The sequence below is a fragment of the Streptomyces sp. CY-1 genome, from assembly GCF_047218265.1.
GTDB lineage: Bacteria > Actinomycetota > Actinomycetes > Streptomycetales > Streptomycetaceae > Streptomyces > Streptomyces niphimycinicus.
Map to the genome: position 1 here is coordinate 6,125,098 of NZ_CP178393.1, position 25,794 is coordinate 6,150,891.

19 protein-coding genes are annotated in these 25,794 nt (G+C 72.4%); 14 read left to right on the forward strand and 5 right to left on the reverse strand.

From position 1 onward, the window contains the following. Positions 1-15: 15 nt before the first annotated feature. Together ACK1X7_RS26420 and ACK1X7_RS26425 are read right to left on the reverse strand one after the other, a co-directional pair. Positions 16-1,281 (reverse strand): metallophosphoesterase, encoded by a 1,266-nt coding sequence (locus ACK1X7_RS26420; RefSeq protein ID WP_413116910.1) that lies wholly within the window; start codon positions 1,279-1,281, stop codon positions 16-18. Positions 1,282-1,497: 216 nt separating this feature from the next. Continuing rightward, positions 1,498-2,598, reverse strand: coding sequence for a LacI family DNA-binding transcriptional regulator (locus ACK1X7_RS26425; protein ID WP_385140141.1), 1,101 nt, complete (start codon positions 2,596-2,598; stop codon positions 1,498-1,500). 405 nt (positions 2,599-3,003) lie between these two features. Here ACK1X7_RS26425 and hisC point away from each other — a divergent pair, with 405 nt between their 5' ends. From hisC to ACK1X7_RS26455, 6 genes are all read left to right on the forward strand, one after another. Next, entirely contained in the window at positions 3,004-4,083 is a 1,080-nt protein-coding gene (gene hisC, locus ACK1X7_RS26430; protein WP_413115716.1) for a histidinol-phosphate transaminase, read from the forward strand. 212 nt (positions 4,084-4,295) lie between these two features. Then, a complete protein-coding gene (locus ACK1X7_RS26435; protein ID WP_390794024.1) occupies positions 4,296-5,903 on the forward strand; it encodes a cytochrome ubiquinol oxidase subunit I in 1,608 nt (535 codons plus the stop codon). A gap of 15 nt (positions 5,904-5,918) precedes the next feature. Continuing rightward, complete coding sequence (cydB, locus tag ACK1X7_RS26440; protein ID WP_413115717.1) at positions 5,919-6,920, forward strand: cytochrome d ubiquinol oxidase subunit II; 1,002 nt, start codon at positions 5,919-5,921, stop codon at positions 6,918-6,920. 22 nt (positions 6,921-6,942) lie between these two features. Beyond that, a complete protein-coding gene (cydD, locus tag ACK1X7_RS26445; protein ID WP_413115718.1) occupies positions 6,943-11,061 on the forward strand; it encodes a thiol reductant ABC exporter subunit CydD in 4,119 nt (1,372 codons plus the stop codon). Positions 11,062-11,649: 588 nt separating this feature from the next. Then, the gene (locus ACK1X7_RS26450) at positions 11,650-13,326 is read left to right on the forward strand and encodes a GAF domain-containing sensor histidine kinase (protein WP_413115719.1); all 1,677 of its coding nucleotides are present in this window, start codon (positions 11,650-11,652) and stop codon (positions 13,324-13,326) included. 942 nt (positions 13,327-14,268) lie between these two features. Beyond that, entirely contained in the window at positions 14,269-15,108 is an 840-nt protein-coding gene (locus tag ACK1X7_RS26455) for a hypothetical protein (protein WP_398158492.1), read from the forward strand. Between the two features lie 81 nt (positions 15,109-15,189). On the opposite strand, the gene ACK1X7_RS26460 is transcribed toward ACK1X7_RS26455, so the two are convergent. Beyond that, on the reverse strand, positions 15,190-16,083 hold the full coding sequence (locus ACK1X7_RS26460) for a Cof-type HAD-IIB family hydrolase (protein WP_385138168.1): 894 nt from the start codon (positions 16,081-16,083) through the stop codon (positions 15,190-15,192). 217 nt (positions 16,084-16,300) lie between these two features. Here ACK1X7_RS26460 and ACK1X7_RS26465 point away from each other — a divergent pair, with 217 nt between their 5' ends. The 8 genes from ACK1X7_RS26465 (at position 16,301) to ACK1X7_RS26500 (ending at position 23,411) form a co-directional block, all read left to right on the forward strand. After that, positions 16,301-17,209: an LLM class flavin-dependent oxidoreductase gene (locus ACK1X7_RS26465; protein ID WP_398158494.1), complete on the forward strand. Its 909-nt coding sequence runs from the start codon at positions 16,301-16,303 to the stop codon at positions 17,207-17,209. Between the two features lie 160 nt (positions 17,210-17,369). Beyond that, positions 17,370-18,278 carry a zinc metalloprotease HtpX gene (htpX, locus tag ACK1X7_RS26470; protein ID WP_385138172.1) on the forward strand — a complete coding sequence of 303 codons (909 nt, stop codon included), beginning with the start codon at positions 17,370-17,372 and terminating at the stop codon, positions 18,276-18,278. Positions 18,279-18,280: 2 nt separating this feature from the next. Next, complete coding sequence (gene pspAB / locus ACK1X7_RS26475; protein ID WP_413115720.1) at positions 18,281-18,889, forward strand: PspA-associated protein PspAB; 609 nt, start codon at positions 18,281-18,283, stop codon at positions 18,887-18,889. A gap of 186 nt (positions 18,890-19,075) precedes the next feature. Beyond that, positions 19,076-19,639, forward strand: coding sequence for a hypothetical protein (locus ACK1X7_RS26480; protein ID WP_390794017.1), 564 nt, complete (start codon positions 19,076-19,078; stop codon positions 19,637-19,639). A gap of 115 nt (positions 19,640-19,754) precedes the next feature. Beyond that, positions 19,755-20,852: an ABC transporter ATP-binding protein gene (locus tag ACK1X7_RS26485; protein WP_390794016.1), complete on the forward strand. Its 1,098-nt coding sequence runs from the start codon at positions 19,755-19,757 to the stop codon at positions 20,850-20,852. Then, positions 20,842-21,744 carry an ABC transporter permease gene (locus tag ACK1X7_RS26490; protein WP_385138179.1) on the forward strand — a complete coding sequence of 301 codons (903 nt, stop codon included), beginning with the start codon at positions 20,842-20,844 and terminating at the stop codon, positions 21,742-21,744. The genes ACK1X7_RS26485 and ACK1X7_RS26490 overlap by 11 nt, the downstream gene beginning before the upstream one ends. Next, positions 21,741-22,667 carry an ABC transporter ATP-binding protein gene (locus ACK1X7_RS26495; protein ID WP_059143685.1) on the forward strand — a complete coding sequence of 309 codons (927 nt, stop codon included), beginning with the start codon at positions 21,741-21,743 and terminating at the stop codon, positions 22,665-22,667. The genes ACK1X7_RS26490 and ACK1X7_RS26495 overlap by 4 nt, the downstream gene beginning before the upstream one ends. 15 nt (positions 22,668-22,682) lie before the next feature. Next, entirely contained in the window at positions 22,683-23,411 is a 729-nt protein-coding gene (locus ACK1X7_RS26500; RefSeq protein WP_385138181.1) for an ABC transporter permease subunit, read from the forward strand. A 219-nt stretch (positions 23,412-23,630) separates the two neighbouring features. On the opposite strand, the gene ACK1X7_RS26505 is transcribed toward ACK1X7_RS26500, so the two are convergent. Beyond that, positions 23,631-24,923 carry a CynX/NimT family MFS transporter gene (locus ACK1X7_RS26505; RefSeq protein WP_216343829.1) on the reverse strand — a complete coding sequence of 431 codons (1,293 nt, stop codon included), beginning with the start codon at positions 24,921-24,923 and terminating at the stop codon, positions 23,631-23,633. Positions 24,924-24,995: 72 nt separating this feature from the next. After that, positions 24,996-25,706, reverse strand: coding sequence for a FadR/GntR family transcriptional regulator (locus ACK1X7_RS26510; protein ID WP_390794015.1), 711 nt, complete (start codon positions 25,704-25,706; stop codon positions 24,996-24,998). Positions 25,707-25,794 lie beyond the last annotated feature (88 nt).

A 25,794-nucleotide genomic window follows, 5' to 3' on the forward strand; every position in this document is an offset into this window, starting at 1 on the left:
GCGTCCGCTGAACCCTCAGTCGGTCAGGGGAAGTTGGACGACCAGCAGTTTTCCGGCCATGGTGACGCCGCCGTCCATGGCCACGGCGAGATTGTCCGCGTAGACGTGCGGACCCTCGACGGCGGGCGTGCCGCCGTCCTCGCCGTCCTCGGAGCCGACCTCGCCGAGCAGATACGGAATGGGGCTGTGGCCGTGGACGATGCGCTCCCCGCCGTAGGTGTCGAGCAATTCGCGGGCCGCCATGGGCCCGGCGTCCTCGTCGCGGAAGGCGAACCGCTTGGTGAATTTGCGGAACAGGTCCCAGCACTCGTCGGCGTCGCTGCGCTGGAGGGTCTCGGTGACGGTGTCGTTGACGGCCTCGATCGAGTCGCCGTAATCGAGATAGGCGGTGGTGTCGGAGTGGACCAGCAGATGCCCGTCCTCCTCCGCCATCGCGTCCAGCCGGGACATCCACTGGAGGTGGTGGTCCTCCAGCCGCTCCATGTCGCTGCGCTGGCCGCCGTTGAGCAGCCAGGCGGCCTGGAAGGAGGCGGTTCCGGCACCGGAGTTGACGGGCGTGTCGCCGAACCGCTTGGCGCCGATCAGCAGCAGCTCGTGATTGCCCATCAGCGCCTTGCAGTAGCCCCCCGCGGCCGCGGCCTCGGCGGAGAGCTGCATGACCAGGTCGATGACGCCGATGCCGTCCGGGCCTCGGTCGGTGAAGTCGCCGAGGAACCACAACCGGGCGTTCCCCGCGGCCCAGTTGCCCTTGGGGTCGATCAGGCCCTCGGCGGCGAGCGCCTCGCGCAGCTCGTCGTGGTAGCCGTGGACATCGCCCACGACGTACAGCGGGCCGGGCCCCTCGTCCTCGGCCAGCGGGCCGTGTTCGGGCTCGGGCAGCGAGGTGAGCGCGACGGTGGGGCGGTCCTGCGGCGGGACGAGCGGGGTGTCCGGGATGGTGTGCCCGGGGCCCAGGACGGGGAGCCGCTCGGTGGGGGTGTACTCGGCCGGCAGTGCCTCAGGGGCCGGAGCGCCCGGTGCGGGCACCCCTGGAGCCGGCGCCCCGGGCGCGGGAGCCCCCGGTGCGGGCGCGGGCGGCGGCACGGGCGCGGCGGGGCCCGGCGCCGCGGGCGCGGGCCCGGGCGGTACGGCTCCGGGCGCGCTCATGCCGGGCGGGGTGAACGCCCCGTACGCGGGCGCGGGCGGGGTGGGCACCCCGTACGCGGGCACGGGTGGGATCGCAGCCGTGGTCCCTGCCGTGGCTTCCAGACCGGCCCCCTGAGTCATCGACCCCTCCACCATCACGCCGCCGTCCCACCTTGTGGACCTTGCCTGGTCGACGGCGGTCCGCGGTGTCGTCCGCCCATCATAGGAATGACCGTGAGGGCTTGTGACGCACCAGGGTGCCGTCAATCGGTGCTCGCTCCTGCTTGGTCGGACTTTTATCCCGGATTGGCCCGGTAGGGGAAGCCCATTGGTCTCAGCTCCTCCTCCGGTCATCCTTGAGTCACCCTCAGGTCAGCCTCCGGCACGGCTGCGCGGGGCGCTGACCGTCGTACGCGGCGGACGGCGCTGTGACGACGTCCGCACGATCAATTCGGTGGGTATGACCTGCTCGACGGGGTGGTCGGTATCAAGGCCCTCGATGGCGTCGATGAGCAACTGTACGACCGCCGTGCCGATCCGGCGGGGTTTGAGTGAGAGGGTCGTGATGGGCGGCTCGGTGGTGCGGTAGACGGTCGATTCGCTACAGCACACCAGCAGCAGATCGTCCGGGACGCGCAGTCCGTAGCGGCGGGCGGCGGCGAGCAGATCGGTGCCGTTGGGGTCGAAGAGGCCGTAGACCGCGTCGGGGCGGTCGGGGCGGGCGAGCAGCCGGTCGGCGGCGACGGCACCGGCACACGGGTCGTGGGCCGGGTACGCCTCATAGACGGGATCCTGCCCCACGCGTTCGCACCACCGCAGATACGCCGTGGTGGACAGCCGGGTGTAGGTGTCGGTGGACGTCCCGGTGAGCAGTCCGATCCGGCGGGCGCCGGCCTCGGCGAGATGGTCGAGCAGTCCGAGCACCGCCGCCTCGTGGTCGTTGTCGACCCAGGCGGTGACGGGGAGGGCGCCGGCCGGGCGGCCGTCGCTGACCACGGGGATGCCCTGGCGTAAGAGCTCGGTGACGACCGGATCCTGGTCGGAGGGGTCGATCACCACGGTGCCGTCGAGGGCGACGTTGGACCACACATCGTGGCGGGAGGTGGCGGGGAGGATGACGAGGGCGTAGCCGCGGGCCAGCGCGGCGGAGGTGGCGGCTCGCGCCATCTCGGCGAAGTAGGCGAACTCGGTGAAGGTGAAAGGTTCATCCCCGTACGTGGTCACGGTCAGGCCGATGAGGCCGGACTTGCCGGTACGGAGGGTGCGGGCCGCTGCGGACGGGCGGTAGCCCAGCCGCTCGGCGACCTCGCGGACATGGCGGCGGGTGGCCTCCGGGAGCCGGCCCTTGCCGTTGAGCGCGTCGGAGACGGTCGTGATCGAGACCCCGGCGGCGGCGGCCACGTCCCGGATGCCCGCCCGCCCTAACCGGCGGCCGGCCGACCGGCTCACCTGGTGCTTCCCTGCTGCTGTCATGGCCAGCCGATAGTAGGGCTCGGGTGGGAGGGTTGCGCGATTCCGCCATCGGTATTCGGAAGGCACGTTTCTGCATGAACGCCCCCCTCAATTCCCTTGGAAGTGAAGCCAGTTGGGGGATCCACCGGGCCTCTGGTCGCCCCTGGCATATCCACGCCTGCTGATTGATACATGTCTCGAAGAGGTCTCAACTCACCTGCACGGGTGATGCGCGCCACGGCGCTCGCCACCGGCGCGCGCGGAAAAGCGGGGCGCTCCCCCCGGTGGGTACGCGGGCGCCGGGGGCGGGTACGCGGCGGCGCCCGGCGGGTACGCGAGACGGGGGAATCCTCATAAGGTGTGCAGTATTGCCGTGTGCGAACGCTGTACACGGTCCGGGACAGGATGGGTCGAGGAGGACTGTCGGTGACCGAGAAGAGCCCCAAGCTGCGTGCCGCGCTGGACGGCATTCCGACGTACAAGCCCGGCAAGCCGGCCGCCACGGGGGGTCCCCTGGCCTTCAAGCTCTCCTCCAACGAGAACCCCTATCCACCGCTGGCCGGGGTGCTGGAGACGGTGGCGGACGCCGCCGCGTCCCTGAACCGCTACCCGGACCTCGCCTGCACCGCGCTGATCGCCGAGCTCGCGGAGCGCTTCGAGGTGCCGCTGGAGCATCTGGCCACCGGGACCGGTTCGGTCGGCATGGCTCAGCAACTGGTCCAGTCCACGGCGGGGCCGGGCGATGAGGTGATCTACGCCTGGCGGTCCTTCGAGGCATATCCGATCATCACTCAGATCGCGGGCGCGACCTCGGTGCAGGTTCCGCTGACCGAGGGCGAGGTCCACGATCTGGACGCGATGGCCGATGCGATCACCGACCGCACCCGGCTGATTTTCGTCTGTAACCCCAACAATCCGACCAGCACCGTTGTGCGCCGGGCCGAGCTGGAGCGGTTCCTGGACCGGGTGCCGTCCGATGTGCTGGTGGTGCTGGACGAGGCGTACGTCGAGTTCGTCCGGGACGAGCGGGTCCCCAACGGCGTCGACCTCTACCGGGACCGGCCGAACGTCTGCGTGCTGCGCACCTTCTCCAAGGCGTACGGCCTGGCCGGGCTGCGGGTCGGCTTCGCGATCGCCCATGAGCCGGTGGCGGCGGCGCTGCGCAAGACCGCGGTGCCGTTCGGCGTCAGCCAGCTCGCCCAGGACGCGGCGGTGGCCTCGCTGCGCAGCGAGGACGCGCTGCGGGAGCGGGTGGACGCGCTGGTCACCGAGCGGGGCCGGGTATGGGAGGCGCTGGCCGCCCAGGGGTGGACGATCCCGGACTGCCGGGCGAACTTCGTCTGGCTGCGGCTGGGGGAGCGCACGCTCGACTTCGCGGCGGTGTGCGAGGCGGCGGGCGTGGTGGTCCGGCCGTTCGCGGGTGAGGGGGTGCGGGTGACGATCGGCGAGCGCGAGGCGAACGAGATCTTCCTGCGGACCGCGGAGGCGTTCCGCAAGGAGCTGTGAGCGCTGCCTGAGCCACGGAGCGCCTGCTCCCCCGGGCGCACAAGGGGCCCATCGGCCCCTCCGTAAGGTGCGCAGCATACCCAGACGTGCCCCATTCGCCCCCTCCCACCCCCTGTGGGAGGGGGCGCAGCCATGTGCGTATCATTGCTTGTGAATGTGAATACGTTCACAAGCTCGCTCGCGGGCAGGCACGACCGTAAGGAGAGATTCAGGTGAATCTGGCTCTGGCGCCGGAGACGCTGGCCCGATGGCAGTTCGGCATCACAACCGTCTACCACTTCCTCTTCGTGCCACTGACGATCTCTCTCGCCGCGATCACGGCGGGTCTGGAGACCGCCTGGGTCCGCACGGGCAAGGAGAAGTACTTCCACGCCACCAAGTTCTGGGGCAAGCTCTTCCTGATCAATATCGCGATGGGTGTGGTCACCGGCATCGTGCAGGAGTTCCAGTTCGGCATGAACTGGTCGGACTACTCCCGCTTCGTCGGTGATGTCTTCGGTGCCCCGCTCGCGATGGAGGCCCTGCTGGCCTTCTTCTTCGAGTCCACCTTCATAGGTCTGTGGATCTTCGGCTGGGACAAGCTGCCCAAGAAGATCCACTGCGCCTGCATCTGGATCGTCTCGATCGGCACGATCCTCTCGTCGTACTTCATCCTGGCGGCCAACTCCTGGATGCAGCATCCGACCGGCTACACCATCGACAAGGCCACCGGAAAGGCCCAGCTCACCGACATCTGGGCGGTGCTGACCCAGAACACCACCCTGGTCGTGGTCTTCCACACCCTGACCGCGGCCTTCCTCACCGGCGCCGCCTTCATCATCGGCATCTCCTCCTTCCATCTGCTGCGGGCCAAGCGCCGCCGGGAGCGCGGCGAGGAGCTGGGCGAGCAGCGGAAGAAGCAGATCGGGGCGATGCGGGCCTCGCTGCGGGTGGGCCTGGTCGTCGCGGTCATCGCGGGGATCGGCACGGCGCTCAGCGGTGACCAGCTCGGCAAGGTGATGTTCGAGCAGCAGCCGATGAAGATGGCGGCGGCCGAGGCGCTGTGGGACACCCAGGCGCCCGCGCCCTTCTCGATCTTCGCCGTCGGCGATGTCGGCAAGGGTCACAACAGCGTCGAACTGGAGGTCCCCGCCGCGCTCTCCTTCCTGGCGCACAGCAACTTCACCGACGCCGTCCCCGGGATCAATGACATCGCCCAGCGGGAGGCCGACGCCTACGGCGGTCAGCCCGATGACTACATCCCCAGCATCTTCATGACCTTCTGGGGCTTCCGGCTGATGATCGGCTTCGGCATGACCTCGTTCGTCGCCGGGCTGATCGGGCTGTGGACGACCCGGCGCAAGCGGTGGCTGGACCCCGCCTTCCGCACCGGCGAGGACGAGGTGCCCCGGCTGATGCTCACCAAGAAGCGCGAGATGAGCCCGCTGCTGACCACCTGGTCCTGGCGGATCGGCATCCTCACCATGGGGTTCCCGCTGATCGCCAACTCCTTCGGCTGGATCTTCACCGAGATGGGCCGGCAGCCCTGGGCGGTCTACGGGCTGATGAAGACCGCCGACGCGGTCTCCCCCGGGGTCAGCCGGACCGAGGTACTGATCTCGCTCGGCGTCTTCACGCTGCTGTACGGGGTGCTCGCGGTGATCGAGGTGCGGCTGCTGACCAAGTACGCCAAGGCCGGGCCGGACACCGACGAGAAGCCGCCGGCCAAGGACCCGAAGCTGCGGCTGCCCTCGGGCGGTCCGGGTGGTCCGGGCGGCCCGGGTGGCGGGGCCGCCGCCGAGGACGAGGACGCCGACAAGCCGCTGACCTTCGCGTACTGACGGCCGGAGAGAATCATGAACCTTCACGACTTCTGGTTTCTGCTGATCGCCTTCCTGTGGACGGGCTACTTCTTCCTGGAGGGCTTCGACTTCGGCATCGGCGTGCTGACCAAGCTGTTGGCCCGTGACCGCACCGAGCGCCGGGTCCTGATCAACACGATCGGGCCGGTGTGGGACGGCAATGAGGTCTGGCTGATCACGGCGGCCGGGGCGACCTTCGCCGCCTTCCCCGACTGGTACGCGGCGCTCTTCAGCGGTTTCTATCTGCCGCTGCTGGCCATCCTGGTCTGTCTGATCCTGCGCGGTGTCGCCTTCGAGTACCGGCACAAGCGTCCCGAGGACCGCTGGCAGCGGAACTGGGAGCATGCGATCTTCTGGTGCTCGCTGCTGCCCGCGTTCCTCTGGGGCTCGATCTTCGCCAATCTGGTGCACGGGGTGCCGATCGGCCGGGACGGGAACTACGCGGGCGGTCTGTCGGACCTGATCACGCCGTACGCGCTGCTGGGCGGGGCGGTCACGCTGGTGCTGTTCACCTTCCACGGCGCCGTCTTCGCCGCGCTCAAGACGTCCGGGGACATCCGGACGAGGGCACGGCGGTATGCGACCGGGCTCGGACTGGCCACCGTCGTGGTCGCGGTGCCGTTCCTGGTCTGGACGCAGCGCGACAGCGGGAACGCCCGCAGTCTGGTGGCGGTCGTCATCGCCGTCCTGGCGCTGGCCGTGGCGCTGATCATGAACCGGCGGGGGCGTGAGGGGTGGGCCTTCGGACTGTCCGGGGTGACCATCGCGGCGGCCGTCGCGATGCTCTTCCTGGCCCTGTTCCCCGACGTCATGCCGTCCTCGCTGGACGCGAAGTGGAGCCTGACGGCGGCGAACGCGGCCTCCAGCCCCTATACGCTCAAGATCATGACGTGGGTCGGGGTGATCATGATGCCGCTGATCATGGCCTACCAGGCGTGGACGTACTGGGTCTTCCGTAAGCGCATCGGTACCCGGCACATCCCCGCCGCCCACTGATGCTTCGGGTGGTGTGTTTCACGTGAAACCAATCGACCCCCGGCTGCTGCGGTACGCACGGGCCACCCGCTTCTTCCTGGCCGCCTCCGTGGCGCTGGGCCTGGCCGGGGCGGGTCTGATCATCGCGCAGGCGATGCTGATCGCCGAGATCGTGGTGGGCGCCTTCCAGCGGGGCGAGGACGTGGCGGCGCTGACGCTCCCGCTCGGGCTGCTGGCGCTGGTCGCCGTCGGCCGGGCGGCCGTCTCCTGGCTGACCGAGCTGGCCGCCCATCGGGCCGGTGCGGCGGTCAAGTCGGAGCTGCGGCTGCGGCTGGTGGAACGGGCCGTACGGCTCGGCCCGAGCTGGCTGGACTCCCAGCGGACCGGTGCGCTCACCACCCTCGCCACCCGCGGCATCGACGCGCTGGACGACTATTTCGCGCGTTATCTGCCCCAGTTGGGGCTGGCTGTGGTGGTGCCGGTGGCGGTGCTCGCCCGGATCGTCACCGCGGACTGGATCTCCGCGCTGATCATCGTCGCCACGCTGCCGCTGATCCCGCTGTTCATGATGCTCATCGGCTGGGCCACCCAGTCCCGGATGGACCGCCAGTGGCGGCTGCTGTCCCGGCTGTCCGGGCACTTCCTCGATGTCGTCGCCGGACTGCCGACCCTCAAGGTCTTCGGCCGTGCGAAGGCCCAGGCCGAATCGATCCGCGCGATCACGTCCGACTACCGGCGGGCCACGCTCAAGACACTGCGGCTGGCCTTTCTGTCCTCCCTGGCCCTGGAACTGCTCTCCACCGTGTCGGTCGCCCTGGTCGCGGTCGACATCGGCATGCGGCTGGTGCACGGCGAGATGGACCTCTTCACCGGTCTGGTGGTGCTGGTGCTCGCCCCCGAGGCGTATCTGCCACTGCGGCAGGTGGGCGCGCAGTACCACGCGGCGGCGGAGGGGCTGGCGGCGGCGGACGAGGTGTTCGCGGTGCTGGAGCGCGAGCCCTCGAACACCGGCGGTTCGCCGGCCCCCGATGCCCGGAGCGCCGCGCTCACGCTGGACGGGCTGGTGGTCCGCCACCCCGGGCGCGGCGAACCGTCCCTCGCCCGGACCTCGTTCGAGATCCGCCCGGGGGAGACGGTCGCCGTCGTCGGCCCCAGCGGTGCCGGGAAGTCGACGCTGCTGAACGCCGTGCTGGGCTTCGCGGCGCCGGACGAGGGCCGGGTCCTGATCGGGGGCCGCGACCTGGCCGCGCTGGACCCGGAGAGCTGGCGGCGCCAGATCGCCTGGGTGCCCCAGCGCCCGTATCTCTTCGCCGGGACGATCGCGGAGAACGTCCGGCTGGCCCGGCCGGACGCCGATGACGCGGCGGTACGGGCCGCCCTGCGGGACGCGGACGCGCTGCGCTTCGTCTCCGCGCTGCCGGACGGGATCGAATCCCGGCTCGGCGAGATGGGCGCCGGGCTCTCCGCGGGCCAGCGGCAGCGGATCGCCCTGGCGCGCGCCTTCCTGGCCGACCGGCCGGTGCTGCTGCTGGACGAGCCGACGGCCAATCTGGACGGTGAGACGGAGGCGTCGGTCGTCGAGGCGGTACGACGGCTGGCCGAGGGCCGCACGGTGCTGCTGGTGGTCCACCGCCCGGCGCTGCTGCCGCTGGCGGACCGGGTGTTGCGTTTGCCGGGGGCGGGTTGGAGTTCGGGGCGGGGCTCTGGGGTTGCTGCCCCTGGGGGGCTGGCCGTCCTGCCCGCGATTGGGCGCGTGGCGGCGGTGGGCGGCGTCCGCCCGGGGCCGACCGTCGCACTCCGGTCCGGCTCCGGGGGGAATGGCGTCCGCCGGTCCGTCGCGTATGCGGACAGGGCTCCGGGTGCCGAGGCGCACGGATCCGCGCCAGGCGCGGGCGCGGAGGCGCGGCCCGGTTCCGGGGCCGCCGGTTCCGGGGCCGCCGGTTCCGGTGGGTTGTCCCCGTTCTCCGTGGATCGGCGCGCGTCGGCGGTGGGCTTCGCGGGCGCGGCCGGGCGCCCGCGCGCGGGGGAGCGGGAGTCCACGCCGGAGGCGGCCGCGGGAGCGGAGTGGCCACGGGCGGCCGAAGCCGGTGGCGCGCATGAGGGGACGGCGGGTGCGGCCTCGAGCGTGGAGCAGGGGACGGCGGGCGCGGCCTCGGGCGTGGAGCGGACGCCCGCCGCGCATGAGCCGATGGCGGACGCCGGAGTCGGTGGGCGGCTGGGCGAGATACGGCACGGGCCGGACGGCACGGGCCTGGCCACGCCTGATGGCTCCGCCGTGCCGGACGGCCTGAGTGCGTCGGGTGGCCCGGGCGCGTCGTACGGCGTGGCCGTGTCGCATAGCTCGGTCGCACGTCCGCGCCGGGGCGCGTTGGCGCGGGTGCGGGGTGCCGCGCGTGGTGGGCGGGGGCGGTTCGGGCTGGCGCTGCTGCTCGGGAGCCTCGCCCTGCTGAGCGCGGTCGGGCTGATGGCCGTCTCCGGATGGCTGATCTCCCGGGCCGCGCAGCAGCCGCCCGTGCTGTATCTGATGGTGGCGGTCACCGCGACCCGGGCGTTCGGGATCGGCCGGGCCGTCTTCCGCTACGCCGAGCGCCTGGTCGCGCATGACGCCGTGCTGCGGGTGCTGGCCGAGCTGCGGGTCGCCGTCTACCGGCGGCTGGAGCGGCTGGCGCCCGCGGGGCTCGGCCGGACGCGCCGCGGCGATCTGCTCTCCCGGCTGGTGGCCGATGTGGACGCCGTCCAGGACTACTTCCTGCGCTGGCTGCTGCCCGTAGGCACCGCGCTGACCGTCGGTGCGGCCTCGGTGGGCTTCCTCACCTGGGTGCTGCCCGAGGCCGGGGCGGTGCTGGCGGCGGGGCTGCTGCTGGCGGGGGTCGCGGTGCCCGTCGTGTCCGGGGCGCTGGCGCGGCGGGCGGAGCGTCGGCTGGCACCGGCGCGCGGGGCCCTGTCGACGCAGGTCGTCGATCTGCTCGCGGGGACCGCCGAGTTGACCGTCGCGGGCGCGCTGCCGCGTCGGCTGGAGGCGGTGCGCCGGGCCGATGGGGTGCTCACCCGGATCGCCCGGCGGGCCGCGGCCGCCGCGGGCACCGGTGCCGGGCTGTCCGCACTGGTCTGCGGGCTGACCGTGGCGGCCGCGGCGTGGGTGGGGGTGCCGGCCGTGGCGGACGGCCGGATCCACGGCGTGTGGCTGGCGGTCGTGGTGCTGACCCCGCTCGCCGCCTTCGAGGCCGTCGCGGGGCTGCCGCTCGCGGTGCAGCACCGGCAGCGGGTGCGACGGGCCGCGGAGCGGGTGTACGAGGTGCTGGACGAGCCGCTTCCGGTGCGCGAGCCCGAGGAGGCGGGGCGCGAGGAGGCGCGGTGTGAGGAGGCGCCCGGTGTGCCGTATCCGCTGGTGCTGCGCGGGATCACCGCCCGCCACCCCGGGCAGCGTGCCCCCGCGCTGGACGGGTTCGGCCTGGAGCTGCGGCCGGGCCACCGGGTGGCGGTCGTCGGCCCGTCGGGGGCCGGCAAGAGCACGCTCGCCCAGGTGCTGCTCCGCTTCCTGGACACCGAGGGCGGCACGTACACCCTGGCGGGCCGGAACGCCGCCGCCCTGGACGGGGACGCGGTGCGGCGGCTCGTCGGTCTCTGCGCCCAGGACGCCCATGTCTTCGACAGCTCGCTGCGCGAGAACCTGCGGCTGGCCCGCCCCGACGCCAGCGATGACGAGCTACGCGCGGCCCTGGCCGCGGCCCGGCTGCGGGACTGGGTGGACGGGCTGCCGGACGGCCTGGACACGCTCGTCGGCGAGCAGGGCGCACGGCTCTCCGGCGGTCAGCGGCAGCGGCTCGCACTGGCCCGCGCGCTGCTGGCGGACTTCCCGGTGCTGGTGCTGGACGAGCCCGCCGAACATCTGGACCTGCCCACGGCCGACGCGCTGACGGCCGACCTGCTGTCGGCGACCCAGGGCCGCACCACCGTCCTGATCACACACCGGCTGGCGGGCCTCGACGCGGTGGACGAGGTGATCGTGCTCGACGGCGGCCGGGCCGTCCAGCGTGGGACGTACGGGGAACTGGCCGTGGCCGACGGGCCGTTCCGCCGGATGCTGGAACGCGAGGCCGCGGAGACCGGAGTCCTGGTGGGCGCCGGGCACATGGGCGCTGCGCACATGGGCGCCGGCTAGGCGGCTCTGCCCAGCGGATTCGGACCGCCGCGGGCCCGCGACGCCTGGCCCGGCGACCCCGGCCATGGCCGGGAGGCGCCTCTCCCCGGCGCCCTGAGGAGGCGTCCCCCGGCACCAACCGCTGGAAGGCGCCCCGGCACCAGACCGCTCGGGCCACGGCAACGGCCGCAGTGGTCTACGGCGCCAGTTGTCGCGGGCCACGGCATCAGACGGTGCGGGCGGCGGCAACGGTCGGAGTGGGCTACGAAACGAGCTGTCGCGGGGCGCGGCACCCGGCGGGCGCGGGGTGCGGGAACAGACGGCGCGGGCCACGGCAACGGTCGGAGTGGGCTACGGCGCCAGTTGTCGCGGGCCACGGCGCCAGCCGTCGCGGGGTGCGGCACCCGGCGGGCGCGGGGCGCGGCAACGGCCGCGGCGGGCCCCCGGCACGAGCTGCCGCGGGTCCCGACGCCAGCCTCAGCGGGGCTCGTGGCGTCGCGACTGATGTCGCAGGCGCCAGCCGACCGGTGCGCAGGCGACGACGTTCCACCGGACCGGGCCCAGCGCGAGCAGCGGCGTTCATCTGCGCCATTCATTAGGCTCGACGGCATGGCGGCCGCTGCGCCCTCCCCCGATCCCCTGGACGTGGCCGCGGAGGCGACCCGGGGGCTGCGTGGGCTGTCCACCGAGCTCACGGCGCGGCTGCCGCGGCTGCTGGAGGCGATGCGTTCACTCGGCGACGGGCCGGACGCGCACACCGTCCTCGACCGGATCGTGCGCACCGCGGCCGAGCTGGTGGGCGCCCGCCGCGCCGTGATCGGGGTGTACCACGCCGACGGCGACGCCGCCGGGGGGCAAGGCGACCTGGCCGATGTGGTCACCTACGGCGACACCGAGACCGACACCAAGACCAGCACCGAAAGCGACCGGGAGCGGTGTGCGGCGCTGCTCGCGCCGTCGGCCGCCCAGCCGCCGGGCTCGTATCTCAGCGTTCCGCTGCGGGTCGGGGAGGAAGTCTTCGGCACCCTCTGCGTCGCCGGGAAGCGCGACGGCGGCCCGTTCACCGAGTCCGACCGGCATCTGGTCGAGGTGCTGGCGACCGAGGCGGGGATCGCCATCGGCCACACCCGCGTCCAGGGGGCCACCCGGCAGCGCGAGCGCTGGATCGAGGGATCGGTGGCCGTCACCCAGACGCTGCTGTCCGGCGGCGCCGGGGAGGGGCCCGCCGTGGTCGCCGAGAAGGTCCGGGAACTCGCGGACGCGGTCGTCGGGATCGTGCTGCTGCCGGAGGAGGGCGAAGGCGGGCTGAAGGTCGCGGCGGTGGCGGCCGATGAGCGCTCCGGGCTGCTCGGCGCCGTACTTCCGGCCTGCTCCCCGGCCGTGCCGAGGCTGCTGGCCGGGCAGCCGGTCGTCATCGAGGACCCGGCCACCGACCCGCTGCTCGGCAGCGGCGTCCCCGGGCGCTACGGGCCGAGCCTGATGGTCCCGCTGAGCAGCGGGGACCGGGTGGTCGGCGTGCTGGCCACCGCGCGCGAGCCCGGCGCCCGCCCGTTCACCGCCACCGAGCGCACGCTGGCCGCCCAGTTCGCGGCGCAGGCGGCGGTCGCGCTGGTGCTCGCCGAGGCGCAGCGCGACCGGGAGCGGCTCGCGGTCCTCGAGGAGCGCGACCGGATCGCCCGCGATCTCCACGACCTCGTCGTCCAGCGGCTCTTCGCGACCGGGATGCTGCTGGAGAGCGCGGAGCGCCGGTCGGACGCGCCGGAGGTGCGGGAGCGGATCGAGCGGGCCGTCGAGGAACTGGGCGCCACCATCCAGGAGGTGCGGACGGCGATCCACGCGCTCCAGCAGACCCCGCCCGAGACCCCGCCCGGGCTGCGCGGCCGGGTGCTGCGGGAGGTCAGGGCGGCCGCCGTGCCGCTGGGCTTCCAGCCGTCCCTGACCTTCGTGGGACCGGTGGACTCCCGGGTCGGCACGGCGACCGGCGCCCATCTCGTCGCGGCGCTGCGCGAGGCGCTGTCCAACGCGTTTCGGCATGCGCGGGCGGAGCGGATCGAGGTGGTCGTGGACGCCACGGGGCGGCTTGCGGACGGGCGACCGTCGGTGCGGCTGACGGTCGCGGACGACGGGGTGGGCGTGCCCGTGGGCGGGCGGCGCAGCGGTCTGACGAACCTGGTGCGGCGGGCCGAGGCGCTGGGCGGGTCGAGCGGCGTCGGCCCCGGGCTCGGGGAGGACGGGCGCGGTACGGCGGTGGTGTGGGAGGCGCCGCTACCGAACGGGGGCGCCTGACGGCGCCGCACGCCGGACCCCGTTGTGCGTCTGCCGTTTGCCGTGCGCGTGAGGCCGCCGTGCGTCTGCCGTCTGCTGTGCGCCTGACGGCGGCTGTACGCCTGACGGCGGCTGTACGCCTGACGGCGGCTGTACGCCTGTGTCTCCGCCCGCCTGACGGCGCCGTATGCCTAAGTCGCTGTGCGGCTGACGGCGGCCGTGCGCCTGAGGTCGCTGTGCGCCTGACGCCGCTGTATGCCTGACGCCGTTATGCGTCTGACGGCGGCCGTGCGTCTAACGGCGCCGTTTGCCTGACGGCGCCGTACGCCGGACCCCGTTGTGCGCCTGACGGCGACCGTACGCCTGCGTCTGCCGCACGCTTGACGCCGCCGTATGCCCAACGTCGCTCTGCGTCTGAGGGCGGCTGTGCGCCTCGCGGCTGTGCGCCTGCGTCTGCCGTGCGCCTGAGGTCGCTGTGCGCCTGAGGTCGCTGTGCGCCTGACGCCGCCGTATGCCCGACGCCGCTGTGCGTCTGACGGCGCTCTGCGTCTGACGGCGGCCGTGCGCCTCGCCGCTGTGCGCCTGCGTCTGCCGTCCGCCCGGTGCCGCCGTCCGCCCGGTGCCGCCGCACGCCCGGTGCCGCCGTCCGCCCGGCGCCGCCGTACGCCTGACGGCGGCGTCGCGTCTGCCGCGCCGGCGGCACCGCGTCTGCCGCGCTTGTGGCGGCTCGTCGCCGGGTGAGGGCGATGCCCGGCGGGCTGGTGTGTGCTCGACACGCCTCTGTGAGGCGCTACTGTCGCTCGCCCGGCCCAACGCCTCACCTACGCGGGCCAACTAGCGCGCCGTCGGAGTGCGGGGCGTGGTGGCCGACGGTGGGATGAGCCTCGCGGGCCGTTCGGACCTTCGTATCCCATCGCACTCCGCGACAGATGTTGGCCCGACCGCGGGGAAGGAAGTCATGACGTGAACAGCCAGAGTCCCACTCCCAAGCGATCCCGGACGCGCCGCCGGGTCCTCTTCGCCACCCTTGCTGCGGCGAGTCTCACCGGCCAGGTGCTGACCATGTCCCCCGCCGCTCAGGCGGACGACACGCTGGGCGGCGGCCGGCCCAAGCCGCCGCGGCCGCCGTCCATCATCCATGGGGTCCAGGAGTTCACCACGGATGGCACCTTCACGCCTCCCGCGGGCGTCACCTCGGTGCACATCCAGGCGTGGGGAGCGGGCGGCGGTGGCGGCGGCGGTGGTGGCGGCGCCAGCGCCACGCTGACCGGTCCCGGCGGCACCGGCGGTGGCGGCGGCTCCGGCGGCTTCACCTGGTGCGTCATTCCGGTCACGCCCTTCGCCACCTACACGGTGGACCTGGGCACCGGTGGCGGCGCCGGTGCCTCCGGTCCCGGCGGCACCGGCACCAGCGGTACCGGTGGTGCCGGTGGCACCGGCGGCAACGGTGGGGCGACGACCCTGGTCTCCACCAGCGGCACCCAGCTCATCGCCGGTGGCGGCACGGGGGGCACGGGCGGTGGCGGTGGTTCGGCCGCTCCGGGCATTCCGGGCAACGGAGGCAACGGCGGTACCGGCGCCTGCAACAGCTTGTCCACGGTGAACCGCACCGGTGAGAACGGGGCGTCCGGTGCCGACGGCGGCGCGGGCGGCGACGCGGTCGACGGCATCGTCGAGCTGCCCCCGACGAACACCAGCGCTGGTGGCGACGGCGGCGTCGGCGGCCCCGGTGGCAACACCCCGGGCAGCGCGGGCGCCCCCGGTACCGCCGGCGGCAACGGCTACCTGGTCTTCTTCTGGTAAACGCGGTCGGTGCGAACCGTAGACGCGGTCGTGCGAACCGCCGCCCCCCGGCCCCACGGCCGGGGGGCGGTCGCGTGCGCTTCAGCCCGCCAGGATCCGCTCGACGATCCGCTCGATGACGGCGGCGACGCCGTCCTCGGTGTTGGCGCCGGTGCGGTGGGTGGTCGCGGCGAGTACGTCCGGATGGGCGTTGGCCATCGCGTAGGAGGTGCCCGCCCACATCAGCATCTCCAGGTCATTGGGCATATCGCCGAACGCCACGACCTCCGCGGCGGAGATCCCGCGCTCGGCACAGCACCGGGCCAGCGTGCTGGCCTTGCTGACCCCGAGCCCGCTGACCTCCAGCAGGGCGGACGGGCTGGAGCGGGTGAAGTCGCCGTAGTCCCCGGCCACCGAGCGGGCCAGTTGGAGGAAGGCGTCGGGCGCCAGCTCGGGGTGGTGGGCGAGCAGCTTGAGGACCGGCGTGTCGGCGTGCGCGAATCCGTCGTGGAGCAGCTTCTCGGCGGGGGCGATGATCGCGCCCGGGTCGAGGTGGAACGGCGGGTACTCCGGTTCGTAGAAGATCCCGCCGCTGCGCTCGACCGCGAAGGTTGTGCCGGGGGCCGCCTCGCGCAGCGCCTCCACGACGGCCAGGGCCTGGTCGGCGGCGAGCGGGCGGACCTCGATCGGCAGCCCGCCCTGGTGCAGATCGACCACGGCGGCGCCGTTGGCGCAGATCGCCAGGCCATGGCCGTGCACATGGGCGCTGACGACGTCCATCCAGCGGGCCGGGCGGCCGGTGACGAAGAACACCTCGATGCCCGCCCGCTCGGCCGCCGCGAGCGCCGCCACGGTGCGGTCGGAGACCGTCTTGTCGTCCCGCAGCAGGGTGCCGTCGAGGTCGGTGGCGATCAGCCGGGGCCGGGCCGGGGCGGGGCGGGAAGGCTCTGGGGCCGGGGTGTTCGGCCGCTCGGTCGCAGGAGTCACGGCAACCATCCTCCCGCATATGCCGCTCGGTGCTGCCGGGGCGGTGCTCGGGTGGGTCCTCGGGAGCCGTCCCGGGCGTCCCGTGGCGCCGTCCCGGGCGTCCTGGGCCTCCTGCCGCCACGGCGTTGATCTCGGTGCGGCGTGCTGCTCTCGGTGCGGCGCGCTGATCTCCGTACGGCGCCGATCTCGGTGCCGCGTTGTCATACCCACCGCTTAGGCTCGCCCTATGCGAGTGAGCACCGTGATCCTGCCCGTATACCGCTGGTCCGAGCGCGGCCGGGAGATATGGCAGCGCGCCGAGGAGCTGGGTTTCCACGCGGCGTACACCTATGACCACCTGTCCTGGCGCAGCTTTCGCGACGGTCCCTGGTTCGGGGCGGTCCCCACGCTGACGGCGGCCGCGGCGGCGACCTCCCGGCTGCGGCTGGGCACCCTGGTCACCTCCCCGAACTTCCGGCATCCGGTGACGCTGGCCAAGGAGCTGATCACGCTGGACGACGTGTCCGGCGGGCGGATCACCCTCGGCATCGGCGCGGGCGGCTCCGGCTTCGACGCGACGGCGCTGCTGCGGGGCGACGAGGAGCCGTGGTCGCCCCGGGAGCGGGCGGACCGCTTCGGTGAGTTCGTCGAGCTGCTCGACCGGCTGCTGACCCACGATGTGGTGACGCACGAGGGCACCCATTACAGCGCCCACGAGGTGCGCAACATCCCCGGCTGTGTGCAGCGGCCGCGGCTGCCGTTCGCGGTGGCCGCCACCGGTCCGCGCGGGCTGCGGCTCGCGGCGCGATACGGCCAGGCGTGGGTGACCACGGGCGACCCGAAGATCGCCGAGACCGGCACCCCGGCCGATTCGGTGGCCGCCATCGCCGGTCAGATCGAGCGGCTGGGCGGGGCGTGCGCGGAGGCCGGACGGGACACCCGCGACCTCGGCAAGATCCTGCTCACCGGTTTCACCCCGGAGGCCACCGGGCCGCTGAGCTCGGTGGACGCCTTCGTGGACTTCGCCGGGCGCCATGCCGAACTGGGCATCGACGAGATCGTGCTGCACTGGCCGATCCCCGATTCGATCTTCGCGGCCGACCTCGCGACCTTCGAGAAGATCGCCACGGAGGGCGCGGCACAGATAGCCGGATAACGGGCGGCACGGATCGCCGGGTAACGGGTGGCACGGAGCGCTGGATAGCGGGCGCGGCACGGATCGCCGGATAACCGAATAAAGGCACGGCACAGATCGCCCTATAAGCGGCAGAATCGGGTATAGAGCCTTTGGCGTCGCGTCACTCGGGAGGCATCCCATGCCGCATACCCGCTATGCCCCGGACCGGGGGCTGACCACCCGCATGGTCACGACGATGTTCTTCATCGGGCTGCTCTATGTGGTCTTCATCGGTGTGCTGCTCGCCGTGTTCAAGGGCGCCTGGCCGCTGATCGTGATCATCGCCGGAGGGCTGTTCGTGGCGCAGTTCTGGTTCAGCGACCGGATCGCGGCGTTCAGCATGGGCGCCCGGGAGGTCACCCCGCAGCAGGCCCCCGAGCTGCACGGCGCGGTGGACCGGCTGTGCGCCCTCGCGGACATGCCCAAGCCCCGCGTGGCCATCGCCGACACCGATGTGCCGAACGCCTTCGCCACCGGCCGCAATCAGCGCAACGCGCTGGTGTGCGCCACCACGGGGCTGCTGCGGCGGCTGGAGCCGGAGGAGCTGGAGGGCGTGCTGGCCCATGAGCTGTCGCATGTGGCGCACCGCGATGTGGCGGTCATGACCATCGCCTCCTTCCTCGGCGTCCTGGCGGGCATCATGACCCGCGCGGCGCTGTGGGGAGGGCTCAGCCGGGGCAGCCGTAACAACAACGTGGGCATCGCGGTGCTGCTCATCCCCCTGATCAGCGCCGTGGTCTATGCGATCAGCTTTCTGCTGACCCGGCTGCTGTCCCGCTATCGCGAGCTGTCCGCCGACCGCGCCGGCGCGCTGCTGACCGGGCGGCCCTCGGCGCTCGCCGCCGCGCTGACCAAGGTGACGGGGCAGATGGCCCGGATCCCGACCCGGGATCTGCGCAAGGTCGAGCCGTTCAACGCCTTCTTCTTCGCCCCCGCGCTCTCCGGGGAGAGCGTCAGCCGGCTGTTCTCCTCGCATCCGACGCTGGAGCGGCGGCTCGACCAGCTCGCCCGCATCTCCACCCAGCTCGGCCAGGCGGGAAGGGGCTGAGCGTGAGGTTCTTGGACGCCATCCTGGGCCGCAGCAAGCCGGTGCGCCCCGACCTCGACCGGCTCTTCGGGCTCCCGGGGGCCGCGGTCAGCCTGGAGGCGGGGGCGGGGTTCACCGCGACCGGGCGGGGCTCGGTCTGTTTCGCGAGTGTGGAGGGCGGCGCCTTCTCCCAGGTCCAGCGCGATGTGCGGGACCTGCTGGACGCGGACGCGGACGCGGATGCGGATGCGGACGCGGGCCGGGGCGGGGTGCCCGTGGAGTTCAGCCAGGACGCGTACGGCTACACCTGGCTGCTGGCCCGGCAGTCGCCGGACGATGTGCCCTCCCTGGTGAACGATCTGCACGCGGTCAATTCGCTGCTCCAGGACGGCGGGTTCGGCCCTCAGTTGCTGTGCTCGCTGATCGGCTTCCAGGACCCGGCGGGGCGTTCGCTCGCGCTGGTGTATCTCTACAAGCGCGGCACCTTCTACCCCTTCGCGCCGCTGCCCGGCGCCATCGAGAAGCGGGACAACGCGCTGGAGCTCCAGGTGCGGGCGCTGCTCGGGGACGATCTGCGGATCGAGGAGGATCTGAGCCGCTGGTTCCCGGTCTGGGGCGCCCCGGGTCTCTAGGGTCGGTGCCCCGGCCGACGAACGGTCCGGCTCCCCGAAGTGATCAGTGATCCGGCCCAACTCCCCCCGGGCGAAGGGGAATCCACGGACCGGACGGGCCCTCAGGCATAGGAATGGGCTCGCGGGGCACCTTCTACCTTCGACATCGCATGCCGGAAGGTGACCTGACGCCCGGGGGAGGGCCGAATGAACTACTTGCGCGGCTTCATCCCATGGATCGCCCTCGCGGTCGTGTCGACACTGGGCTGGCAGTGGGGCGCCCTGGCCGGGCTGGTGCTGGGTGGGGCGATGCTGGTGCGGGCCCGTAAGGCGGGCATGGCGGCCGACGCCCTCATCCTGGAGTGCAGCACGGTGGCCTTCTTCACCGCGCTGACGATCTGGGCCTTCGCCCGGCCGGACAGCGGACTCAAGGACTACATCGGGGCGCTGGCGCTGAGCTGGCTCGCCGTCACCGCCTGGACGACGCTCGCCGTGGGCCGCCCCTTCACCACCGGTGTCGCCCGCCGCCAGGCGCCGCCCGAGGTGTGGGACACCTATGTGTTCAAGCGGATCAATGTGGTGATCACCCGCGCCTGGGCCACCGCCTTCACCCTCTCCGCCGCGGCCATGGTCGTGGTGATCTCCGCCGGTCTGGGCATGGTGGCGGCGCTCGCGGTCCAGTTCGCGGGGTTCGTCCTCCCGGCCCTGTTCACCGCGTGGTACCCGGGATGGGCACGGTCGCGGCTCACACCGGCCGCACATCGGGCATAAGCCCCCGGAATACCTGTGGATACCCCGGGTAACCCCCGCCCATCGGGGTCTGTCCCCTACGGGCGCGTCAGACCCGAGGACGAGGGGAATCCCACCGTCTGGAGTGACGCCGCCTGTGGCTCAGACCACTACGGTCGAACATGTGACTGTGATCGCCACCGAAAGTCTGAGCAAGCGGTTCCCCCGCGTCACCGCGCTCGACCGGCTGTCCGTCGACATCGCACCAGGGGTAACTGGCCTGGTGGGTGCGAACGGCGCCGGTAAGTCCACGCTGATCAAGATCCTGCTCGGGTTGTCCCCCGCCAGCGAGGGCCGCGCTTCCGTGCTCGGTCTCGACGTGGCCAAGGACGGCAGCGCCATCCGCGAAAGCGTCGGCTATATGCCCGAGCACGACTGTCTGCCGCCCGATGTCTCGGCGACCGAGTTCGTCGTCCATATGGCGCGCATGTCCGGGCTGCCGCCCTCCGCCGCCCGTGAGCGCACGGCCGACACGCTGCGCCATGTCGGGCTGTACGAGGAGCGATATCGCCCCATGGGCGGCTACTCCACGGGCATGAAGCAGCGGGTCAAGCTGGCCCAGGCGCTGGTGCACGACCCCCGCCTGGTCCTGCTGGACGAGCCGACCAACGGCCTGGACCCGGTCGGCCGCGATGAGATGCTCGGGCTGATCCGCCGTGTGCACACCGACTTCGGTATCTCGGTGCTGGTCACCTCGCATCTGCTCGGCGAGCTGGAGCGCACCTGCGACCACGTCGTGGTGATCGACGGCGGCAAGCTGCTCCGCTCCAGCTCCACCAGTGACTTCACCCAGGCGACGGCCTCGCTCGCGGTCGAGGTGACCGACACCACCGACCACCCGGACGGCACCAAGGCGCTGCGCACCGCCCTCGACCGGGCCGGGCTCACCGTCCAGCCCGCCGGCCGTGACGCCGACGGGACGCCCGGCTCCGACCATGTGCTGCTGGTCGACGTCGCGAGCGAGGAGACGTACGACACGGTCCGCGACACCATCGCCGACCTCGGCCTCGGCCTGGTCCGCATGGAGCAGCGCCGCCATCGCATCGCGGAGATCTTCCGGTCCGACGACGATGCGGACGCATCGCACGCCCCGGACGCTCCGGACGCATCGAACGCCCCGGACGGCATGACGAAGCCCGCTGGACCGGCCGGCGCAAGCGCACACGGGAACGGAGGTGCCGTCGATGCCGCCTGAGACCGTGACCCAGCAGCAGCGTGCCGACGTCATTCACAACATCGGCTACCGCCACTACGACGGCCCGCGCCTCGGCCGCGCCTACGCCCGCCGCTCGCTCTTCTCCCAGAGCCTGCGCGGCGCCTACGGCCTCGGCCGTTCGGCGAAGTCCAAGGTCGCGCCGATGCTGCTGTTCGCCGTGATGTGCATGCCCGCCGCGATCATCGTCGCGGTGGCCATCGCCACCAAGGTGGACAAGCTCCCCGTCGAGTACACCCGCTACGCGATCATGCTCCAGGCCGTGATCGGCCTGTACACAGCGTCCCAGGCGCCGCAGTCCGTCTCCCGGGACCTCCGCTTCAAGACGATCCCGCTCTACTTCTCGCGGCCCATCGAAACGATGGACTATGTGGTGGCCAAGTTCGCCGCCATGGCCTCGTCGCTGTTCATCCTCACCGGCGCGCCCCTGCTGATCCTCTACGTCGGGGCGCTGCTCGCCAAGCTGGACTTCGCCGATCAGACGAAGGGCTTCGCACAAGGACTGATCTCCGTGGCTCTGCTCTCGCTTCTCTTCGCCGGCATCAGCCTGGTCGTCGCCGCGCTCACCCCGCGCCGCGGCTTCGGCGTCGCCGCCGTCATCGCCCTGCTGACCATCTCCTACGGCGCGGTCTCCGCCGTCCAGGCCATCGCCTGGGACCAGGGCAACTCCGGGCCGGTGAGCTGGATCGGGCTGTTCTCGCCGATCACCATCATCGACGGGGTGCAGACGGCCTTCCTCGGTGCCACCTCCTCCTTCCCCGGCGGGGTCGGCCCCGGTACCGGAACCGGGTTCGTCTACATCCTCGTTCTCCTCGGCCTGATCGCCGGCTCGTACGGGCTGCTGATGCGCCGCTACCGAAAGGTCGGCCTGTGACCACGATCGCCATCGACAACGTCTCCCGCTGGTTCGGGAACGTCGTGGCCGTCAACGACGTGACCATGAACATCGGCCCCGGTGTCACCGGGCTCCTCGGCCCCAACGGCGCCGGCAAGTCCACCCTCATCAACATGATGGGCGGCTTCCTGGCCCCCTCCACCGGGTCCGTGACCCTGGACGGTGCCCAGATCTGGCGCAATGAGCAGGCTTACCGCCACATCGGCATCGTCCCCGAGCGCGAGGCGATGTACGACTTCCTCACCGGCCGCGAGTTCGTGATCGCCAACGCCGAGCTGCACGGGCTGCCCGATCCGCGTGGTGCCGCCCGTAAGGCGCTCGACACCGTCGAGATGGACTACGCGGGCTCCCGGAAGATCGCCACGTACAGCAAGGGCATGCGCCAGCGCGTGAAGATGGCCTCCGCGCTGGTGCACGAGCCCTCGGTGCTCCTCCTGGACGAGCCGTTCAACGGCATGGACCCCCGGCAGCGGATGCAGCTCATGGATCTGCTGCGGCGGATGGGCGCGGAGGGCCGCACCGTGCTGTTCTCCTCGCACATCCTGGAGGAGGTCGAGCAGCTCGCGGCGCATATCGAGGTGATCGTCGCGGGCCGGCACGCCGCCTCCGGCGATTTCCGCAAGATCCGCCGGCTGATGACGGACCGTCCGCACCGCTATCTCGTACGGTCCAGCGACGACCGCGCGCTCGCGGCGGCCCTGATCGCCGACCCGTCGACCACCGGTATCCAGGTCGACGCGAGCACCGGCGCCGACGGTGGACTGCACATCCAGGCGGTCGACTTCGCCCGCTTCACCGAACTGCTGCCCCGGGTCGCCCGTGACCAGCACATCCGGCTCCTCACGGTCTCGCCCTCCGACGAGTCCCTGGAAAGCGTCTTCTCCTACCTCGTCGCGGCCTGAAAGGAGCCCACAGCGATGTCCTCGCTCTACCACCCCACCGTCGCACGGCTCACCTACCGGGCCCTGCTCGGCCGCCGCCGGGCGCTGATCCTCTTCACACTCCCCGGTCTGCTGCTGTTGATCTCGCTCGCCGTACGGCTGCTGACCGGAGCGGACGACGCGACGGCCGACTCGATCCTCGGCGGCTTCGCGATGGCCACGATGGTCCCGCTGATCGGCGTGATCGCCGGTACGGGCGCGATCGGCCCGGAGATCGACGACGGCTCGGTCATCTATCTGCTGGCCAAGCCGGTGAAGCGGCCGACGATCATCTTCACCAAGCTGATCGTGGCGATCGGCGTCACGGTCGCCTTCTCCGCCATCCCCACCCTGCTCGCGGGCTTCCTGCTGAACGGCAACGCCAATCAGCTCGCCGTCGGCTACGCCGTCGCCGCCGCCGTGGCCTCGATCGCCTACAGCGCCGTCTTCCTGCTGCTGGGCACCGTGACCCGGCATGCGGTGATCGCGGGTCTTGTCTACGCCCTGGTGTGGGAGACGTTCTTCGGCAGCCTGGTGGCCGGGGCCCGCAAGCTCAGCGTTCAGCAGTGGGCGCTGGCGATCGGGCAGAAGGTCGCGGACGGCGATGTCATCTCGTCGGACGTCGGCCTGGCGACCGGCGTCATCCTGCTGCTGGCCGTGACCGTGGGCGCGACCTGGTACGCGGGCCGCAAGCTGCGCACGCTGACCCTCGCGGGGGAGGAGTGACGACCGGCGTGACCTGCGCGAGGTGACGCGCAGAGGCCCCAGGGTTTCGTGCACGTCTTACGGCCGCCACCGCGCAGGGAGGGCGGGGCGGCCGCCGGTTGTCTCCGCGGTGGTGGCGGTCGTCGTGACGGCCGCCGCCGCGGCGTGTCCGGGGGCCGCGTTGGCCTGGTGTGAGGCCGCTCGGGACCGAGGCTCAGGCCGTTCGGCCCTCCGGGCCGCTCAGGACCGGATCTTGCGGTCGCGGCCCGCGCCCAGGCCCAGCACCGCCAGCACCCCGCACACCGCCAGCATCAGCGTGAGCGGCAGCCCCCAGCCGCCGATGGTCTGGTGCACCACGCCGAGCGCCAGCGGGCCCACCGCGGCCAGTAGATAGCCCCAGGTCTGCGCCATTCCGGACAGCCGCGCCGAGGTGTGGGCGTCCCCGGTCCGCAGCACCATCATGGTCAGCGCGAGCCCCACGGCTCCGCCCTGCCCGACGCCGATCAGCGTCGCCCATACCCACGCCCCGGCGACGGGGGCCACCAGCAGGCCCGCGATACCGGCGCCCATCAGCGCAGCGACCGCGACGGCCAGCGTCCGCTGGGAGCGCATCCGTCCGGCGAGGGTGGGCACCACGAACGAACCGACCATCTGAAGCATGGTGCTGAACGCGAACACCAGCCCGGCCGTGTTCTTGCTCATGCCGTGGTCGGTGAAGATCGTCGGCAGCCATGCGATGCAGACGTACGCGATCGACGACTGCAACCCCATGAACAGCGTGACCTGCCAGGCCAGCGGGGAGCGGCTCAGCCTCGGCCCAGCGTCCGGTGTCGTCCTTACGGGCGTCGCCGCGGGCTCACCGTGGTGCGTACCGCGCCGCGCGAGCACCGTCTGGGGTATCCAGACCAGCGCCGCGACCACGGCCAGCAGCGACCAGGAGGCGAGCGATCCCCGCCAGCCGCCGAGCGCGTTCTCCAGCGGCACGGCGGAGGCGGCGGAGACCGTCGCCCCGCCGATCATCGAGGTGGTGTAGAGCGCGGTCATCCCGGCGGCCCGGTGCGGGAAGTCACGCTTGACCAGGCCCGGCATCAGCACATTGAGGAACGCGATCCCGCTGCCGACGAGGGCGCCCCCGGCGAAGAGCGCCATCACCGGCGGCGCCACGCGCAGCAGGATGCCGCCGATCAGCAGCGCCAGCGCGCTCAGCAGCACCGCCTCGGTGCCCCAGCGCCGGGCGAGCCGGGGCGCGAAGGGCGAGGCCAGGCCCATGAAGATCAGCGGAATGGTCGTGACCAGGCTGCTCATGGTCGCGGACAGCCCGAAGTGGCCGCTGATCTCACCGAGCAGCGGGGAGACCCCGGCGAGCGCGGCCCGCATATTGAGCGACGCCAGCACGATGCCGATCAGGAGAAGGGCGGGGTGGGCCCGCAGGGTGCGCCGCGCGGCGGCCACCTCGGGGGTCGGCCGCAGATCCGTCTCGGCGTCCACGAGCAGGGGTTCGGCCTCGGGGCCGGGGGCGTGCGGGCGTGGCAAGAAGAGCTCCGTTCCGGTCGTGGTGGGGTGGTGGGGGCGGCCCGGCTCGCGGTGCGGCCCGCCGAGAGGGGCTCAGCCGGTGGCGAGCAGGGCTTCGATGGCGCGTTTCGGCGCCTCCAGCAGCGCCCGCGCCGCCGCCTCGGCGGCCGCCGGATCGCCGGAGGCGATGGCGTCGACCAGGGCGCGGTGGTCGGCGGGGACGATGCTCGGCACCTCGCGGTCGCCGAGCGAGGCCACCAGCGCATCGCGCACCGAACTGCTGAACCAGCCGTACGTCGCGCTCAGCGCGGCGTTGTGCGCGGCCTCCACCACGGCGGTGTGGAACTCCAGGTCATGGGCGGCGTGCAGCTCATGATGGCCGTCCGCGGACCGCTCCCCGGCCTGGCCGAACGCCTCCAGCGACTCCAGCGCCGCCCGCATCCGCCGCAGATCGTCGGGGCTGTGCCGAAGCGCGGCCAGCCGCGCGCCCTCCGCCTCCAGCGCGATCCGCAGCTCCAGCACATCCCGGATCCCGGCGCGCCGCACACCCCGCATGACCTCGGCGGGGTCGGATGTGGAGACCACGAAGGTGCCCTCGCCCTGCCGGGACTGGAGCATCCCCGCGTGCACAAGGACGCGGACCGCCTCGCGGACCGTGTTCCGGCCGACCTGGAGCTGCTCGGCGAGGGCATGCTCGGTGGGCACGCGGTCGCCGACCTGCCACTCACCCTCGGCGAGCTGCGCCCGCAACTGCTCCACCACGCCGTCGACCAACGACTGCCGCCCAGCCGCCCGCAACGCCATTCCTCTCGGCTCCCTCACTCGATTCACCCGGTTGCCCAGTCATCCTACAACTACCCCCCGAAAGGCCCGGTGGGCAGAGCGCCACCCC

Excerpts from the sequence above, each read along its gene's own strand:
- cydB (WP_413115717.1), top strand. The coding sequence starts at position 5,919 with ATGAACCTTCACGACTTCTGGTTTCTGCTGATCGCCTTCCTGTGGACG.
- ACK1X7_RS26490 (WP_385138179.1), top strand. The coding sequence starts at position 20,842 with ATGCCGCCTGAGACCGTGACCCAGCAGCAGCGTGCCGACGTCATTCAC.
- ACK1X7_RS26450 (WP_413115719.1), top strand. The coding sequence starts at position 11,650 with ATGGCGGCCGCTGCGCCCTCCCCCGATCCCCTGGACGTGGCCGCGGAG.
- ACK1X7_RS26460 (WP_385138168.1), bottom strand. The coding sequence starts at position 16,083 with ATGGTTGCCGTGACTCCTGCGACCGAGCGGCCGAACACCCCGGCCCCA.
- ACK1X7_RS26480 (WP_390794017.1), top strand. The coding sequence starts at position 19,076 with ATGAACTACTTGCGCGGCTTCATCCCATGGATCGCCCTCGCGGTCGTG.
- ACK1X7_RS26465 (WP_398158494.1), top strand. The coding sequence starts at position 16,301 with ATGCGAGTGAGCACCGTGATCCTGCCCGTATACCGCTGGTCCGAGCGC.
- ACK1X7_RS26425 (WP_385140141.1), bottom strand. The coding sequence starts at position 2,598 with ATGACAGCAGCAGGGAAGCACCAGGTGAGCCGGTCGGCCGGCCGCCGG.
- ACK1X7_RS26510 (WP_390794015.1), bottom strand. The coding sequence starts at position 25,706 with ATGGCGTTGCGGGCGGCTGGGCGGCAGTCGTTGGTCGACGGCGTGGTG.
- htpX (WP_385138172.1), top strand. The coding sequence starts at position 17,370 with ATGCCGCATACCCGCTATGCCCCGGACCGGGGGCTGACCACCCGCATG.
- ACK1X7_RS26500 (WP_385138181.1), top strand. The coding sequence starts at position 22,683 with ATGTCCTCGCTCTACCACCCCACCGTCGCACGGCTCACCTACCGGGCC.
- ACK1X7_RS26420 (WP_413116910.1), bottom strand. The coding sequence starts at position 1,281 with ATGGTGGAGGGGTCGATGACTCAGGGGGCCGGTCTGGAAGCCACGGCA.